The organism is Erythrobacter sanguineus (assembly GCF_900143235.1).
Taxonomy (GTDB): Bacteria; Pseudomonadota; Alphaproteobacteria; order Sphingomonadales; family Sphingomonadaceae; genus Erythrobacter; species Erythrobacter sanguineus.
Map to the genome: position 1 here is coordinate 41,747 of NZ_FRDF01000011.1, position 16,328 is coordinate 58,074.

Annotated in this window: 13 protein-coding genes; 6 read left to right on the plus strand and 7 right to left on the minus strand. The window is 63.6% G+C overall.

Annotation, left to right across the window (positions count from 1 at the left end; all coding sequences use genetic code 11):
* Positions 1 to 48 precede the first annotated feature (48 nt).
* Positions 49 to 1,197, plus strand: coding sequence for a DNA polymerase IV (gene dinB, locus BUA05_RS10075; protein ID WP_072674753.1), 1,149 nt, complete (start codon positions 49 to 51; stop codon positions 1,195 to 1,197).
* Here dinB and BUA05_RS10080 read toward each other — a convergent pair.
* From BUA05_RS10080 to BUA05_RS10110, 7 genes are all read right to left on the minus strand, one after another.
* Entirely contained in the window at positions 1,194 to 1,667 is a 474-nt protein-coding gene (locus tag BUA05_RS10080; protein ID WP_072674755.1) for an NUDIX hydrolase, read from the minus strand. The two genes, dinB and BUA05_RS10080, sit on opposite strands and share 4 nt — an antisense overlap.
* The gene (locus BUA05_RS10085; RefSeq protein ID WP_072674757.1) at positions 1,667 to 2,305 is read right to left on the minus strand and encodes a 6-phosphogluconolactonase; all 639 of its coding nucleotides are present in this window, start codon (positions 2,303 to 2,305) and stop codon (positions 1,667 to 1,669) included. The genes BUA05_RS10080 and BUA05_RS10085 overlap by 1 nt, the downstream gene beginning before the upstream one ends.
* Positions 2,306 to 2,393: 88 nt before the next feature.
* On the minus strand, positions 2,394 to 2,855 hold the full coding sequence (locus tag BUA05_RS10090) for a Dps family protein (protein WP_072674758.1): 462 nt from the start codon (positions 2,853 to 2,855) through the stop codon (positions 2,394 to 2,396).
* 121 nt (positions 2,856 to 2,976) lie between these two features.
* Positions 2,977 to 3,540 (minus strand): hypothetical protein, encoded by a 564-nt coding sequence (locus tag BUA05_RS10095; protein WP_072674760.1) that lies wholly within the window; start codon positions 3,538 to 3,540, stop codon positions 2,977 to 2,979.
* Between the two features lie 16 nt (positions 3,541 to 3,556).
* Positions 3,557 to 4,912, minus strand: a complete 1,356-nt coding sequence (locus tag BUA05_RS10100) for an alkaline phosphatase PhoX (protein WP_072674762.1) — start codon at positions 4,910 to 4,912, stop codon at positions 3,557 to 3,559.
* Between the two features lie 10 nt (positions 4,913 to 4,922).
* Positions 4,923 to 5,978 (minus strand): phytase, encoded by a 1,056-nt coding sequence (locus tag BUA05_RS10105; RefSeq protein WP_072674764.1) that lies wholly within the window; start codon positions 5,976 to 5,978, stop codon positions 4,923 to 4,925.
* Positions 5,979 to 5,991: 13 nt separating this feature from the next.
* On the minus strand, positions 5,992 to 8,823 hold the full coding sequence (locus BUA05_RS10110) for a TonB-dependent receptor (protein ID WP_072674765.1): 2,832 nt from the start codon (positions 8,821 to 8,823) through the stop codon (positions 5,992 to 5,994).
* Positions 8,824 to 9,017: 194 nt separating this feature from the next.
* On the opposite strand from BUA05_RS10110, the gene BUA05_RS10115 reads away from it, so the two are divergent.
* From BUA05_RS10115 to BUA05_RS10135, 5 genes are all read left to right on the plus strand, one after another.
* On the plus strand, positions 9,018 to 9,812 hold the full coding sequence (locus tag BUA05_RS10115) for an SDR family oxidoreductase (RefSeq protein ID WP_072674766.1): 795 nt from the start codon (positions 9,018 to 9,020) through the stop codon (positions 9,810 to 9,812).
* Positions 9,813 to 9,938: 126 nt separating this feature from the next.
* A complete protein-coding gene (locus BUA05_RS10120) occupies positions 9,939 to 11,012 on the plus strand; it encodes an NAD(P)-dependent alcohol dehydrogenase (RefSeq protein ID WP_072674768.1) in 1,074 nt (357 codons plus the stop codon).
* Positions 11,013 to 11,268: 256 nt separating this feature from the next.
* A complete protein-coding gene (locus tag BUA05_RS10125) occupies positions 11,269 to 12,279 on the plus strand; it encodes a DUF6733 family protein (RefSeq protein ID WP_072674770.1) in 1,011 nt (336 codons plus the stop codon).
* A 312-nt stretch (positions 12,280 to 12,591) separates the two neighbouring features.
* On the plus strand, positions 12,592 to 13,557 hold the full coding sequence (locus tag BUA05_RS10130) for a TorF family putative porin (RefSeq protein WP_084662587.1): 966 nt from the start codon (positions 12,592 to 12,594) through the stop codon (positions 13,555 to 13,557).
* A gap of 127 nt (positions 13,558 to 13,684) precedes the next feature.
* Entirely contained in the window at positions 13,685 to 15,958 is a 2,274-nt protein-coding gene (locus BUA05_RS10135; RefSeq protein WP_084662588.1) for a penicillin acylase family protein, read from the plus strand.
* Positions 15,959 to 16,328: the final 370 nt, after the last annotated feature.

Consider the following 16,328-nt stretch of genomic DNA (forward strand, 5'->3'; position numbering starts at 1 on the left):
GTTCCGGCAATGGTTCCTTCACGCGCGCCAAGCCTCTATTTTACCCGGATGGACCGTGATCCGCCGCCAATCTCAGGGGACGATGACGTTGCCCAGGACCATCCGGGGCTGCGCAAGATCATCCATGTCGACATGGATGCCTTCTTCGCCAGCGTCGAACAGCGCGACAATCCGCAATTGCGCGGAAAGCCGGTTGCCGTCGGCGGGGCAGGCGGGCGCGGGGTCGTCGCCGCTGCAAGCTACGAGGCGAGGTTGTTCGGGGTGCGCAGCGCCATGCCATCGGTCACCGCCAGCCGGTTGTGCCCCGATCTGGTGTTCGTGCGCCCGCGCTTTGATGCCTACAAGCAAGCAAGCCGCCAGATCCGCCTTGTGTTTGAACACTTTACCCCGATCATCGAACCGCTGAGCCTTGACGAGGCCTATCTCGATGTCACCGATGACCGGCTCGGGATCGGCAGCGCCACCCGCATCGCCCAGCTGATCCGGCAGGAAATTCGCGCCAGAACGCAGCTGACCGCCAGCGCGGGGGTGAGTTACAACAAGTTCCTTGCCAAGCTCGCCAGCGACCAGAACAAGCCCGATGGCTTGTGCGTGATCCGTCCGGGCGAAGGGTCGGCCTTTGTCGCGGGCCTGCCGATCCGGCGGTTCCACGGCGTCGGGCCGAAGGCGGAGGAGCGGATGCAGCGGCTGGGCATTGCGACCGGCGCCGATCTGGCGGGACGGGACATCGCGTTTCTGCGCGAACATTTCGGCAGCATGGCCGATTACCTCTACCGCGCGGCGCGGGGGATCGACCTGCGCCCCGTGCGCGCCCACCGCCTCCGCAAATCGGTTGGCGGGGAGCGCACCTTTGCCGAGGATATCGGCAGCGGCGCGATGCTGCGAGAGACGCTGGAGAACATTATCGACATCGTGTGGGAGCGGATCGAGGCGGCGGGCAGCGAAGGTCAGCCGGTGCGCGGGCGGACGGTGACGCTGAAGCTCAAATTCAACGATTTCCGCATCATGACCCGCGCAACTTCGCTGCCGCACTGGGTTGCGGGCAAGGACCAGTTCGCCGAAGCGGCGCGCGCGCTGCTGGAGGCGGAACTGCCGCTGCCTGATCCGATCCGGCTGATGGGGCTGACGCTCGGCAATTTGGAAGGGGCGCAAGACGAAAAGCCGCCGCGCGATACCGCCCAGCTATCGCTGCTTTAGCCTGTCCCCCGCGCCTTCCACGCCGCGATCCGTGCGCGGGTGGTGCGGCCCAGCGGCTCGGGCAAGGAATGCGAGGGGAAGAACCGCGCCTCCACCACCTCGCGGCCATCGGGGCGCGGATGCTGGTTGCAGATCGCCGCGAACAGGTGCGCGGTGTGGGGCGAGCCGGACAGCACCTCCTCCAGCGTGCCGATCGGCTCAAGCCGGGCAAGTTCGATCCCCAGTTCCTCACGCACCTCGCGCCGCGCGGCCGCCTCAGGCTCTTCGCCGCGATTGATACCGCCGCCCGGCAGGCCCCAGACGTCGGGGCCATAGGAATGGCGCAGCAGCAGCACGTCGCCGCCAAGGTTGGTGATGATGATGCTGACCCCGGCAATCGGCACCTTGCGCCAGCGCCGCCAGCTATGCCGCATCCCATGCGCCAGCGGGAGCAGAGCGCGGTGGAGCGGGGCGGGCAGCAATGCGGGCATCAGGTGAACACGGTGACAGGAATGCCCCTTGCCGCTGCAATCCGCAGCAATCGCGCGACGGGAAGATCATGCTCGCCGCGCATCGCCACCTCGAAAGTGCTGCGCTTGTCCGCCGCGCCGCCAAGCGTGAACAGAATTGCATCAGTGTCCGTTAGCGCAGGCAAGGTCAGCGTGATGCGGTCGAACGGTGCATGGGCAGGCAGGGGATCGGGGGTCAGGCGGCGGATCATCCGCGGATCATCGTCTGCGGGATCAGTGTTGGGAAACAGCGATGCGATGTGGCCGTCCGGCCCCATGCCGAGCCATGTCAGCGCGAAATGCGGCGGCTTGTCGCGTTCGGCAAGCGCATGCACCTCGGCCCCGGCAGGCTCCAGAAGGGCGCGCATTTTTCCGGTATTCGATGCCGCGTGATCCTCGGGCACGATCCGGTCGTCATTGGGCCACACCACCATCGCGCTCCATGCGGGGCCGGGGTCCCGTTGGACAAGCTTTTCGAGGATCGGAAAGGGGGTCGATCCGCCCGGTATCGTGATCGCAAACCTGCCACCGGCATGGCGATTGGCGGCAGCCAATCGGGCGTCCAGCCAATCAGCAATGGTGGCCACGCCCGCGCTTTCGATCACATCTGCAGTTTCCATCCCCCATCAATAGCAAAAGGGCCGCCCCCCGTCAGCGGGAGCGGCCCCTTTTTTTTGATCGCGCGCAGGCTTGCCAGCCGGGCAGCGATCAGCCGAGCAGCGACTTCAGGAACCACACACGCTCTTCGGCCATGTCGGTCCAATCGTCCAGCAGCCCGTCGGTGGCATTATCGCCCGCCTGTTCGGCCAGCGGCTTCATGCCTTTCAGCCGCTCGACCATCGCCTGGTTGTCATCGCGCAGTTCGGCGATCATGTCCTCGGCAGACAGCGCGGTGCTGTCCTGATCCTTGACCTTGGTGTGCTGCGACACCGAGCCGATCGAGGTCAGCGTATCGCCGCCCTGTTTGCGCACGCGTTCGCCGATGGCATCGATCTGGTCACGGATTTCAAGCGCCTGTTCATCGAACAAGAGGTGAAGATCGCGAAAGCGCGGGCCCTTGACGTGCCAGTGAAAATTCTTGGTCTTGACGAAAAGCGCAAAATGATCCGCCAGAAGCCCGTTGAGTTCGGCAATCAGTGCAGCTTTCGAATTGGTCTTGGTATCGGCCATAATTTTCTCCGTTATTGTCATGTAGGCGGCACTGTGCTGCCGCTTAGGTGTCTATTCTTATAACGGATCAGAAGTGTTTGAGTTTCGCAATTATACTATTCGTCATGATCGAACAAAGCGATCAAGGCGCAGCGTAACGAGCGTTCAATCCGATGAAGATCGCCGCAAGAATAAGGCACACCGCCAGCACCCGCCGCACTGTGCGCAGCGGCAGGCGGACCAGCCCGGCAGCGCCCAGCGACCAGCCCATCGCAATCGCCGCCCCGCCCCCCAGCGCTCCGCCCAGTGCGGCGGTGGCGGACAGGCTGGCCTGCGCGGCGAAGGCGAAGATGGCAAACCGCGCACCGTCGCCGATCTGGCGGGCAACCAGTACGATGGCAATGGCGCCGAGCGAGCGGGTCGGTTCGCGCGGTTCTTTCAGCTTTACCGGCCAGGCCAGCTCGAACCCGGCAATCGCCAGCGCAAAGGCAACCAGCATCTGCGCTGCACGCGCCGGGAGCATGGCGGCAAATTCGGCCCCCACCCATGCCATCACGGCGGCGGTCAGACAGGCCGAAAGGATGCCGAGCAGGAGCAGCGGCCAACCGCGCCCAAGCGCATCGGCCCAGCGCGCCACCAGCCATTGATCGCGCCCGCCCAGCGCCAGCGCAAAGACCAGCAACAGCGAAAACAGGAAGCTGTCCATGGCCCGGGCCTGCGCCTCAGGCGGCCCAGGGACCGGTGATCGCCAGCGTGGCGGTGGGGGAATAGGCGTTGACGAACAGCCATTTGCCATCGGGCGAAAAACACCCGCCCGCAAGCTCGCTCTGCGTGCGCAACCGCGCGAATGCATAGGCGCGGCCATCAGGCGTGATCCCGCGAATATGGTTGTCGACCACGTCGGTATATTGATCCTCGCACACGATCAGGTGGCCATTGGGCGCAACTGTCAGGTTGTCGCCATAATTGAACTGGTCGGTATTCGCGCTTTCGAAGAACAGCTCGACCATGTCGGGCGCGCCTGCAAGCCCGGGCGTCAGTTTGAGGATTTGCCCCAGCTGCGCAGCCCCGCCGCTGGTGGCGCAGGCATACACCTCGCTGCCACCCATGTGCAGCCCCTCGCCCCGCGCGATCAGCGCCGCGCCCTTTGCCGCAGCGCGCTGGCGCAGATCATCCCCGGGCGCCTCGACCCCGTCCAGATCGGCCCAGCTTACGCGATATTGCTGACCCGGCGCCATTGCCGGCGAAGTCCAGTTGCGGGTATCGGCCAGCCCTTCGATCACCATCGCCTGCAAGCGCCCGCCTTCGGCCAGCTTGCCCGGAACCCTCGGCAGAAAGCGGTACAGCACCCCATCGTCGCGGTCCTCGGTCATGTAGACGATCCCGGTGGCCGGATCGACCGCGGCGGCTTCGTGATTGAAGCGGCCCATTGCAGTCAGCGGCACGGCATCGACCAGCCCGGTTGCGCTGGCGGGGACTTCGAACACCCAGCCGTGGTTGCGCTCCAGCCCGTCGCCGTAACGCTGGCCCGGCCCGGTCGGCGCTTCCTCGCAGGTCAGCCAGGTGCCCCATGGCGTAACCCCGCCCGAACAATTGCGGATCGTGCCACCAAGGCTGCGGAACTGGCGCGTGACCGCCAGCGTGCCTGCGTCGAGCACGATATTGGTCGTCCCGCCGGGAACGAAGACGCCATTGCGCTTGCCGAAACCTGCAGGGATGCTGCCGCCTGCGTCGTGCTGCGGCTGCAATTCGTGGTTGCGCACCAGCGCAATGGCCCCGTTCCCGAGGTCGAAACAGCCCATCCCGTCGGCCCGGTCAGGCACGGTGCCGCCATCATCCATCGCATCCCCCAGCCGCGAGATGACGCGGTAGGAAAAGCCTTGCGGCAGATCGAGGAAACCCGCCGGATCGGGCACCAGCGCGCCGTAACCGGCAAAGCCCCCGCCCGGCACCGGCGCGCGCGCCGTGGCCGCAGGGCCGCGGGTCATGCAACCGCTGGCGGCGAGTGCGGCAAAGGCCGAAGCGGTCGCGCCAAGAAAGCGTCGACGGTCAGAAGCGATAATGCGGGGAAAGGTCATGCCGCCCAGTTTACTGGCCCGCCTCCAGCGCGGCAAGAATTTCATCCCAACGTGCATATTTGAAGTTCTGGGCTTGCGGCGGGTTCACCCCATCCTGCGCGATGAAGATGCCACCGGGAAAATCCGGCCCGAAATCGCGATTGTCGAGCTCGATCCCGTCGGTTTCCTCGGTGCTGCCGAACGGGCCTGCCGCAATGCGGAAACGGCCAACCGGGATCACGCCCGGCAAGCGGTAGACCGCATAGGCATTGTCCCCTTGCGAGGAAGCGACGAGATAGCCGCCACTCTCGCCCTCGGGCGCGATGGCGAGGCCTTCCAGATCGGCGACCAGCATCCGGTTGTCGACCGGCGCGACCAGCCGCTTTTCGCCCGTATTCATGTCGATCGCCCAGATGCCAGTGGCTTCCTCGCCGATATAGAGCGTGGCCGTGCGCGGATCGGCGATGCAGCCTTCGGGCTGGCTGGCAACCGTCGCCAACGTGGTGGTGGCCGCTACGAAATCCGCGCCCGTCCCCCCGGACGTGCCGGTTCCGGCCAGCGTGGTGCGGTAGATGGTGCCGTTCTTGGGCGCACTGAACACCACCACCTCGTCCTTGCCCGCAGGCCTGGCGATGCAGATACCGTAGCCCTCGCCCGGCCCCACGGCGATCCGACCCGCAGGCGCAAGCGAGGCAGTGGCGGGATCGAGCAGCGCGAGGAACAGGTGCGCGGTGGCGAGATCGGCACGGTCGCTGGCGATCACCAGAATGCGACCGTGCTCGATCTCCACCAGATCGACATTGTTCATGCCGGGCGCGGGAAGGAAGCTCTTCTGCGCGCCCGTGAGATCATAGACGTAAAGCCCGCCCTTCTTGTCGGTGCCGACGATCAGGCTCGCCGCCGGATCGGCCGGATTGCGCCAGATCGCCGGATCGTCGGCAGCATCCTCGTTGCTGGTGCCGACCGGCACTGTCTCCGCGCGGGCGGTGACAGTGACGGCGGGATCGCCGGTGATCGCGGGCACGCTCGCGCAGGCAGCTGCGATCCCGAGCGTGACGAGCGCGAATCCGTGGAAGGGTCTGATCATGACATGCACCCTATCAGAACGTGAGCCGCACGCCGCCCTTCATCGTCCAGTTGTACTTTTCGAATTGCAGCACGTTCTGGCGCCCGCCCTGGCGGTTGAAGGCGAAAAACTCCGCATCGTTGATGTTGATCCAGTCGAAGAACACCTGAAAGTTCTTGTTGATCGTGTAGCGGCCCGAAAAATCGAGCTGGAACAGGCTGTCGACGATCCGATCCTCTTCAACGCTCCCTTGCACTTCATCAAGATAGAGGTCGCGATAGGTGCCGGCAAGACGCAGCGAGACCGGCCCCTTTTCGTAGCCGAGCACCCCGTTGAAGGTGTGCTTGCTGGCGCTTGGCAGAGTGATTTCGCGGAAAGTCGGCGTATCGGTAATCCCGCCAATATTGCCATCGGAAATCAGACCCGTGGCATCGGTGAAGGTGTAGTTGGCCTGCACCAGAAAGCCCGACAGGAAACCGGGGAGGAAATCGAGTTGCTGCGAGAAGCCGAGTTCAATACCGAAGATTTCCGCAGTCTGCCCGTTCAGGGTCGTGTCCAGCCGGGTGATATCGACCCCCAAAATCGGATCGGGATCGGTAATCCGCTGGCCGAAGATGAAATTGTCGATTTCCTTGTAGAACAATCCGGCCGTGATCGCCCCGTTGTTCGACATGTAATATTCGATCGTCGCATCGAAATTCCATGCTTCATAGGGCACCAGATCGGGGTTGCCGGCCTCGGCCTCGTCATCCTCGATCACGATCCGCGGCGCGAGGTCGCCAATGTTCGGGCGCACCAGGCTGCGATAGGCGGCGGCACGCATGATCAGGTTGGGCTGCGCCGCGTATCGGATGTTGAGGCTGGGGAGCCAGTGGTCGTAATTGCGCTCGATTGCGGTCGGGCTGACGATCACAGTGTCGTCCGCCGCGATGCCGCCGCCCGGCAGGGTCCCGTCTTCCACGATCAGCTGCACAAGATTGCCCGTCAGGCGGTTGTAGGTCCGTTCATAACGCACCCCGCCGATCACCAGCAGCTTGTCGCTTTCCCAACGGCCCAGCAGGTAGCTGGCGAAAATGTCTTCATCGACGGTGAAGTTCTCGACATTGCTGGCAAGGGCTGTGTCGATGTCGTTGAGTTCAAAAGCCCCGCGATTGCCATTGAAGAAGTCGGTCGCCTCGGTGAAGCCGGGGAGCGGGGCCAGATCCAGACCGGGAAGCCGATAGGTCTGCGGCGCACCCAGCACATCGGCCAGCGTCAGATCGTCATTCTCCCAGAATTCGAAGCGTCCGGCAAAGAACTTCTCGCGCCAGCGCGCCTTGGCCCCGCCCTGGATCGTCAGCGTTCCGGCGTCGCTGTAGATTTCGTAGCCAAGATCAAGCCGGGCGGCGAATTCTTCGTCCTCACCCACCGAACCGGCGGTGAACTCAACCGAGTCCAGCCCGTAATTACCGGGGTTGAGGAAGCCTGCGCTGTTGCCGGTTACCGAGTAGAGCGGAATGCGCGGGTTGCCGTAATCGAACCCGATTTCGAGGCCGGAATCCTCGAAGTTGCCGTCAAACCGGGTCGGGTCGAGCGAACCATCCTTGACCTCTGACGATTTCGCCCAGCTGACGGCATAATCGGCCTTGAGCGCGCCGAACCGGCTTTCGCCGCCGAACACCAGGGTGCGGATGCGGCTCGATTCAAGCCGGTCCTTGACGCGGCGGCGAATTTCGATCTCGGTGCCTTCATCATCAAACACCGCATTGGTGCCGCTGCCCGAAACGTTGGCATCTTCGAGCCGGAAGATCACGTCACGGCGGAATTCCTGATCATTGAATTCGCTATAGACGCCCTTGAGGTAGAGTTCGGTGTGCCCACCAACCCGCGCATCGAAGCCAAGCGTGGCGCTGATGCGTTCGCGCTCCACGTCATAATCGCGGTACTGCACTTCTTCGGCGTAGATCAGGCCGCCGTCTTCCTGCCAGCCATCGGCTTCGACATTGTCGCTTTCAAACTCGCGGTTGTAGTATGACAGGCCGCCGGTGACGCCGAAATTGTCAGAGAGCTTGGTGGCGAAATCAAATCCGACATCGGGGGTCAGCTGGCCCGAATAATCATTATAGCTGCCTCCGATCCTGGCGACATAGAGATCTTTGTTGCGATCAAACGCGCTGGTGGTCTTGATCTCGATCGAGGCACCGATGGTATCGCCGTCCATGTCCGGGGTGAGCGACTTCTTCACTTCGATCGATTCGATGATGTCGGACGAAATCACGTCGAGCGCGACGCCGCGTTCGTCGATCCCCGGCGCGGGCACGCGCACGCCGTTCAATGACGTGGCGTTGAGGTTGGGATCAAGCCCGCGCACGGTCACGAACCGGCCTTCGCCCTGATCGTTCAGCACGTTGATGCCGGGCAGGCGGCGCAGCGATTCGGCCACGTTCTGATCGGGAAACTGCCCGATCGAATCGCGGGTCAGCACGTCGGATACGCCATCCGCCGCCCGCTTGCGCGACAGCGCGGATGCAAGGCTGGCGCTCTGGCCGACCACGAGGATCTGCGAGCCTGCATCGCCAAGGGTGAAGTTCTGGCGAACCATGCCCTCAGCCGGGACATCGACGGTAAACCGCACCGGCTCGGCCCCGACATAGCGCGCGGTGATGGTGTAGCGGCCTTCGGGCACATCGTTGAAAACAAACGCCCCATCGCCGCCGGTCACCGTCCGGCGGTTCAATTCCTCGATCACCACGTCGGCAGCGCGCAGGCCGGCGGTGTCACTGGCATCGGATACGGTCCCGGCGACCTCCCCGGCGAAGGCAGGCACAGCAAGGCTGGCAGCAAGCGCAAGCGCGGCGGTGCCCGATGCAAGACGGATGCGAATCATGAATTTTCCCCTGTCAGTGCCCGCGCCAGCGAGCGGTGTCAGGCACGCCCCCTAAGCGGCAGCGGTGACAGGCGAGCGAACAGCCGGTGACCGGATCTTGACCGCAAAGAGGCAGGATTGTCTCAATTGAGAGGGTGGCGCGGGAGCCGCGAACGGCTTAGCCCATGGGGGCAACGGCAAGGGAGACGGCGTCAATGAAGATCGAAGCGGGCATGGCAGCAGTGGTGACAGGCGGGGCCTCGGGCCTCGGCAAGGCGAGCGCAAAGGCCTTTGCCGATGCGGGCATGAAGGTCGCGATCTTCGACATCAATGATGAGGCGGGAGAGGAACACGCGGCGGCAATCGGCGGCACCTTCCACCATGTCGACATCATGGACGAGGCATCGGTGGAGGCCGGATTCGCCGCCGCCCGCGCCGCCCACGGACAGGAACGCGTGACCCTGCACTGCGCGATGGCAAGCAAGCGCGGCAAGACGCTGGGCTGGGACAAGGAAGCAGGCGCCTATAAACGTCTTTCGACCGATGATTACGCCTTTGGGGCGCAAGGCATTCTGGTTGCCAGCTACCGGGTCGCGTCGATTTCGGCCCTCGGCATGGCCAATGCCGATCCGGTCAATGATGATGGCGAGCGCGGCTGCATCATCCTCACCGCCAGTGTCGCGGCGCAAGACGGGCAGATCGGGCAGGTGATCTATGGTTCGTGCAAGGCCGGGGTGAACGGGCTGGTGCTGCCGATGGCGCGCGATCTGATGGATATGGGCATCCGCGTCAATTCGGTCATGCCGGGCATCTTTGCGACCCCGCTGATGCTGGGGATGAAGGATCGCAACCCGCCGATGTGGGCGCAACTCAACGCATCCGTCCCCTTCCCCAAACGCCTCGGCGAGCCGGAGGAATTTGCATCGCTGGTGCTGGAGATCGCCCGCAACACCTACATCAACGCCCACCAGTTCCGCTTGGATGGGGCAATCCGCATGCCGCCGAAATGATCGCTCACGGCTAGCTGGCTTCGCCAGCGCCTCCGCGGGGGCGGCCTACCGGCCGACGGGCACCAGAATACTTTGGCGCCCTTGCGAACCCTGCGGGTTCGGTATCGCACATGAAGGAGATCTCGCATGACCACTGCCACCAACGAATACCCCGCCAAGGCCTATGGTGCGACCGCGCCCGATAGCGGGGTCGGCCCGATGCAGATCACCCGCCGAGGCCTGCGCAATGATGATGTGCTGATCGAGATCACCCACTGCGGCATCTGCCATTCGGACCTGCACTCGGCGCGCAATGATTGGGGCGGGACGACCTATCCGATTGTGCCGGGCCACGAGATTGTCGGCATCGTCAGCGCGGTGGGCGACAGCGTCACACGCCACAAGGTGGGCGACCGGGTGGCAATCGGCTGCATGGTCGATTCCTGCCTCGAATGCAGCCATTGCGAGGCCGATCTGGAGCAATATTGCAAATCCGGCGGGATGACCGGCACCTATAATGGCAAGGACCGGCGCGACGGATCGCCGACCTATGGCGGCTATTCGGAACGGATCGTGTGCCGCGAAGAGTTCGTGCTGAAAGTCCCCGCCAACCTGCCAAGCGCCGAAGCCGCGCCGCTGCTGTGCGCCGGGATCACGTCTTACAGCCCCTTGCGGACATGGAAGGTCGGGCCGGGCAGCAAGGTCGCGGTCGCCGGCCTTGGTGGGTTGGGCCACATGGGGGTCAAGCTGGCCGCCGCGATGGGAGCCGAAGTCACCATGCTTTCCCGCTCCGAAAGCAAGCGCGCCGATGCCGAAAAGCTCGGTGCCCACGCCTTCCTCAATACCGAGGACAAGGACGCGATGAAGGCGGCGCGCGGCACATTCGACATGGTGCTCAACACCATCCCGGTGCGCCATGATGTCGTGCCCTACCTCCACCTGCTGCGGATCGACGGGGTGCAGGTGCTGGTCGGGCTGATCGGGATGATGCCCGAACTCCACACCGGTGTGCTGCTGGGCCGCAAGGTGCTGACCGGCAGCGGCATCGGCGGGCTGGCCGAAACGCAGGAGATGCTCGATTTCTGCGCCGAGAAAGGCATCCTGCCCGACATCGAGGTGATCGCGATGCAGGACATCCAGACCGCCTATGATCGCATGGAAGCAAGCGACATCAAGTATCGCTTCGTCATCGACATGGAGAGTTTGCGCGCCGGGTCATGATACCCGCTAACCTATCTTCTTCTCTTCATATCTTCGTAGATACAGATAAACGAATATAGTAATATAGAAGTAATTGTAATTGTCTCATTGCTGCAACACAAGACAAGCAATGTGATAGACATAAACAGCAAAATAATTGTGCAGGGCGAAGGCGATGATAATGGATTTCATTGCCGCGCATGAAGCTCGAACGTAACAAGAGGCAAAGCACGGCACGCAGGCGGAACGATCCCACCTCTCTCAAGGAGCGTTCCACATGAATATTCGTTTTGCATCCGCTGCTTCGGCGCTGGCCGTCGCCGGTGCCCTTTCGGCCCCCGCCCTCGCGCAGGCCCCCGCCGCCGCATTCGAAGCAGCTGCCCCGGTGATGCTCACCGAAAAGGCCGCCGCCAACCTCGCTGGTAGCTCGGCTGTGCCGGTGCTCGATGCCGCGACCAACGAAGAATTGACCGGCATCACCATCGCGGCTGCGGGTGAGGCAATCCCGGTGATCGTCACTGCGTCCGGCGCGACCCCGGGTCTCGCCGCAGGCACCGGCGAAGTCGTCGTGACCAGCGCTGCCATTGCCGCCGCCGCTCAGGATGGTGGCACCGGCGGGCGTTCAGACTCCTTTACCGTCACACTCAATCAGGATTCGTTCTTCGGCTTTTATCCGGCGTTCAACGGGCTGATCCCGGTCAGCGAGAATGTCGATTTCAGCTTCTACGGCATCATCTGGACCACCGACGCCTTCGGCACCGGCCTGGGTTCGGACCTGTGGACCGAATTCGGCATCGGTGCTGCGATCTATAGCGGGAATTTCGTCATCAAGCCGCAGATCGGCCTCACCAACGGCGCGTTGCTGTCGGGCGGTGCGCGGGATCCGAATGGCGTTCCGGCCGGAACGGGCGGCAATTTCGCCGACGGCATCGTGCCTAGCCTGACCGTCAACTATTCCGACGATACTTTTGAGGCGGAATATTACGGCGGCTACTACGCCGCGCTGCGCAACCGTAACGACGACGCCGCGCTCGACTTCCTGCACACCTGGATCAACGCGGGCTACAAGTTCAGCGACAATGTCTCGGCTGGTGCGCATTACGAACTGCTGAGCAACACGCGCAACACCTTCCCCGGCGGATCGACCGCAGTCGCCTACCAGTGGTTTGGTCCCTATGTGCAGTTCAAGACCAGCAACGGCTTCTTCGCGCGCTTCACCGCTGGCGCCGATATCGAAGGCGGCAATGACGGCGATTTCTACAAGCTGACCGCAGGCTTCACGTTCTGATCCCACCTCAGTCGCTTGAAAGCAGGGGGCGCTGCTGCCGGGTACGGCAGCAGCGCCCCTTTTTTATCGCTGCAACGCTTTGCGAGGCACCACAAGGCCTTATCTTCGATTCTTCGTATCTTCTTATCTTCAGAGTGTTGCAGTTAAGTCACGCAATAAGATAATGTGAAGCCGCCCTGTCACATAACCTTTGTGCGCGTCCTGAACTTGGACGAAGTAGATTGTGCCGCGACAGGAAACCGAGTGTTCGAATAAAAATTCCTGCGCGGCACGCAGGTGGAACGATCCAGTCCTCTCTTTGGAGCGTTCCTTATGTTAATTCGTTTTGCTTCGGCTGCTTCGGCCGTCGCTTTCGCTACGTGTCTTACCACCCCCGCGCTTGCCGATGAAGCGGAAGCCGTCAGCATGGGTCCGACGCTCGAAACCGCAGCCCCGGATGCCGACAGCGCGCCGAAATTCGGGCTTCGCGCGATCGAACCGGTCGACCTTGCCACGGCCAGCCATGTCGAGGATGCCGAACCGGCGATCACGGTCTCAGGTTCGGCTACGCTGGTGTCCGATTACCGTTTCCGCGGTGTTTCGCAGACCGACGAAGGCATGGCGATTCAGGGCGGCTTTACCGTCAGCCATGCCAGCGGCTTCTATGTCGGAACCTGGGGTTCCAACCTGTCGGGCTGGGGCACCTTCGGCGGCGCCAATATGGAACTGGACATCTACGCCGGCTTCGCGTTCCCGGTCGGAGAGGGAACGCTTGATACAGGCGTTACCTGGTTCATGTACCCCAGCGGTGCCGACACCACCGACTTTGCCGAGCTTTATGCCAAGCTTTCGGGCGATATTGGCCCGGTGTCGTTAACCGCTGGCATTGCCTACGCCCCGTCGCAGGAAGCGCTGGGCAATGTCTTTGCCACAGGCGCCGCTGCTGCGGCTGGTATCCCGACCGATCCGGGCGACAAGGAGGACAACCTCTACCTTTCGGGCGACGCCGTGTACGGCATCCCTGACACCCCGCTCAGCGTCAAGGCGCACCTTGGCTATTCAGATGGCAACCCCGGCCTCGGCCCCAACGGCACCAGCATCGCGCCGACCGGGACCTATTTGGACTGGCTGATCGGTGCGGATTTCGAGGCGACCCCCGGATTGACGCTTTCAGTCGCTTATGTCGATACCGACATCTCCAACACCGAAAGCGCTTACCTGCTGCCGAATTTTGCGAAACTGGCGGGCGGCTCGATTGCCGATGCCACCGTGGTGTTCTCGGTTACCGCATCGTTCTGATCGCGACTGTGATGATAGATTGAGGGGGCGTCCGGCAGTTCTGGCCGGGCGTCCCTTTACTTCAAGGCGCGGTTGCCGATAGGTTCCTTCCGATACCCGGCCGACGGGAATGCGGAGAGGAACACCGATGCGGATTACACTTCTGGCAAGCAGCCTTGCTGCGCTGCTGCTGGTACCTCAGGCACAGGCACGCAGCCAGTATGAGGCGACCATAACCCGCACCACTTACGGCATCCCCCATATCGAGGCCGATAGCTGGGGCGGCGTGGGCTACGGCGTCGCCTATGCCTATGCCGAGGATAATCTGTGCCTTCTGGCCGAAGAATTCACCACCGTTGCGGGTGATCGCTCGCGCCATTTCGGGCCGGACAACACCGCGGTGCTGGGCTTCCAGCAGGTCGATAATCTCAATTCCGACGTGTTCTTCCGGGCCATGATCGATCTGCCGGCCCTGCGCGCCGGATTTGCCGATCAGGGGCACGAGGCGCGCGGGCTCGCGCAAGGCTATGTCGCGGGCTATAACCGCTTTCTGAAGGATGCGGGGCCGGATGGCATCCCCGCCGAATGCCGCGGCAAGGCGTGGGTGCGCGCAATCAGCCTTGATGACGTGCTGCGCCTCACTGAAAAACAGATGCTGCTGGCAAGCTCGCTGGCGCTGGCGCCGGGTATCGCCGCTGCCTCGCCGCCGGGCACAGCCAAAAAGCAGGTCGCGCAGGCCCTCCCGCGTCCTGGAGAACTGGGCCTTGGCAGCAATGGCTGGGCCTTCGGCGGTGATGCGACGGCCGACGGGCGCGGCCTTGTGATCGGCAACCCGCACTTCCCGTGGAACGGACCGAGCCGCTTCTGGCAGCTCCACGTTACCGGGCCGGATGGCTATGACGTGATGGGCGTGGGCATTGCCGGAACCCCGATCCCGACTTTGGGCTTCAACCGCGATGTCGCATGGACCCACACCGTCACCGCCGCGCGCCATTTCACGCTGCATGCGCTGGTGCTCGATCCCGCCGATCCGACCCGCTACATGCTGGATGGTGAAAGCGTCGCGATGGAGCCGCGCAATGTCACCGTGCCGATGCCCGAAGGCGCGGCCGACGTCACCCGCACGCTTTATGCCACCCGCTTCGGCCCGGTCTTCGTCGCGCCGGATTCGGGCGTGATCTGGAGCGCGAGCGCAGCCTATGCGGTGCAGGACGCCAATCGCGGCAATGGCCGCGCCATCGACACGTGGCTCAGGATCGGCCAGGCCCGCAGCGTCGGCGAGATCAAGGCTGCGGTCAGCGAAACACTCGGCATTCCGTGGGTCAACACCATCGCCTCCGACCGGCACGGCGATGCACTTCACGCCGATATTACTGCGGTGCCCAATGTCTCGGCACAGCTGATCGCTGCCTGTTCGACCCCGCTCTCGCCCCTGTTTGCGCGGCTGGCGACACTGCTCGACGGGTCGCGTTCCGAATGCAACTGGCAGGTCGCCGAAGGCACGCCCGAACCCGGCCTGATGCCCGCCAGCGATCAGGCTGCGACCATCCGTCGCGATTACCTCACCAACAGCAACGACAGTTACTGGCTCAGCAATCCGCGCCTGCCCCACTCCGCGCTTTCGCCTGTTCTTGGCAAGCATGCCGAATCGCTCAGCTTGCGAACCCGTTCCAACTTCACCGAGACAGAGGCCCTGCTGGCTGCGGGCAAGGTCGATCACGCTCGCGCCAAGGCGATGGCCTTTGCCAACAAGAGCCTGGCCGCCGACATGGCAATCGAACCGCTGCTGGCGCTGTGCGCCGCCACAACGGAGCCTTCCGCCGAGGCCGCGCGCGGCTGCGCAGCACTGGCCGGATGGGACCGCCGTTACGAGGCGGACAGCCGCGGCGCGCAGGTGTTCCGTGCCTTGTGGGCCAAGATCGGCCAGCGCGGCGACCTGTGGCAGGTTGCCTTCGATCCCGCCGATCCGGTCAATACCCCGCGCGATCTGGCGACTGAGGGGAGCACAGGCGACAAGCTGCTAGCCGCGCTGGGTGACGCGGTGAACGAACTCGATGCCGCTGAAATCGCGCTCGATGCGCCGTGGGGCGAGGTTCAACGCTGGATCGCGAACGGCGAGGCGATCCCGATCCACGGCGGCCCCGGCACGGCGGGTGTGCTGAACTATCAGGATGCGCGCCCTGCGCCCGCAGGCGGGCTCGTGCCGGTGCACGGCACCAGCTACATCCAGATCGTCGGCTTCGACGAGAACGGCCCGGTGGCCGACGCGATCCTCTCCTATTCGCAATCGACCGATCCCGCCTCGCCGCACTTCGCCGACCAGACCCGCGCCTATGCTGTCAAGCAGTGGCACCGCTTACCGTTCACGCCCGAGGAAATCGCTGAACAGGCCATCGGCGAGACCAGACGCATCGCGGAATAGCAGGCAAGCCTCGCCTGCAATGACCCACATCGGGTCAATCGCCCCAAGGAGGCGCGATGATCCGGCATAGAAGTAGATCGGAGTCCGCAGGGAGGGGGCTGAACCGCTGCATCAGCCGGTTGGCACGGTGCAACCCGGGGCCGCCTGCGCCCTTTCCTTGTCAGCCTGTCGTCCGCAGCGAATTGCCGGTGCAGGCCCGCATGCACATGCATGTCGGCGTGCTGGTGCCTGAAGATCTCAGACAATTCGTGACCGATGATGAAATCCTCGGGAAGATGTTCTTGCACATGGTGATCCTTGCCAAGCAGGAAGCCATCGGCACGAGCTGCGCGGCCTATGATCTCGACCAGAAACGCATGGTCGCCCTGAT

Coding starts and splice junctions, on each gene's coding strand:
- dinB (WP_072674753.1), top strand. CDS start 49: ATGGACCGTGATCCGCCGCCAATCTCAGGGGACGATGACGTTGCCCAG.
- BUA05_RS10105 (WP_072674764.1), bottom strand. CDS start 5,978: ATGATCAGACCCTTCCACGGATTCGCGCTCGTCACGCTCGGGATCGCA.
- BUA05_RS10085 (WP_072674757.1), bottom strand. CDS start 2,305: ATGGAAACTGCAGATGTGATCGAAAGCGCGGGCGTGGCCACCATTGCT.
- BUA05_RS10130 (WP_084662587.1), top strand. CDS start 12,592: ATGTTAATTCGTTTTGCTTCGGCTGCTTCGGCCGTCGCTTTCGCTACG.
- BUA05_RS10100 (WP_072674762.1), bottom strand. CDS start 4,912: ATGACCTTTCCCCGCATTATCGCTTCTGACCGTCGACGCTTTCTTGGC.
- BUA05_RS10120 (WP_072674768.1), top strand. CDS start 9,939: ATGACCACTGCCACCAACGAATACCCCGCCAAGGCCTATGGTGCGACC.
- BUA05_RS10110 (WP_072674765.1), bottom strand. CDS start 8,823: ATGATTCGCATCCGTCTTGCATCGGGCACCGCCGCGCTTGCGCTTGCT.
- BUA05_RS10080 (WP_072674755.1), bottom strand. CDS start 1,667: ATGCCCGCATTGCTGCCCGCCCCGCTCCACCGCGCTCTGCTCCCGCTG.
- BUA05_RS10135 (WP_084662588.1), top strand. CDS start 13,685: ATGCGGATTACACTTCTGGCAAGCAGCCTTGCTGCGCTGCTGCTGGTA.
- BUA05_RS10090 (WP_072674758.1), bottom strand. CDS start 2,855: ATGGCCGATACCAAGACCAATTCGAAAGCTGCACTGATTGCCGAACTC.
- BUA05_RS10095 (WP_072674760.1), bottom strand. CDS start 3,540: ATGGACAGCTTCCTGTTTTCGCTGTTGCTGGTCTTTGCGCTGGCGCTG.
- BUA05_RS10115 (WP_072674766.1), top strand. CDS start 9,018: ATGAAGATCGAAGCGGGCATGGCAGCAGTGGTGACAGGCGGGGCCTCG.
- BUA05_RS10125 (WP_072674770.1), top strand. CDS start 11,269: ATGAATATTCGTTTTGCATCCGCTGCTTCGGCGCTGGCCGTCGCCGGT.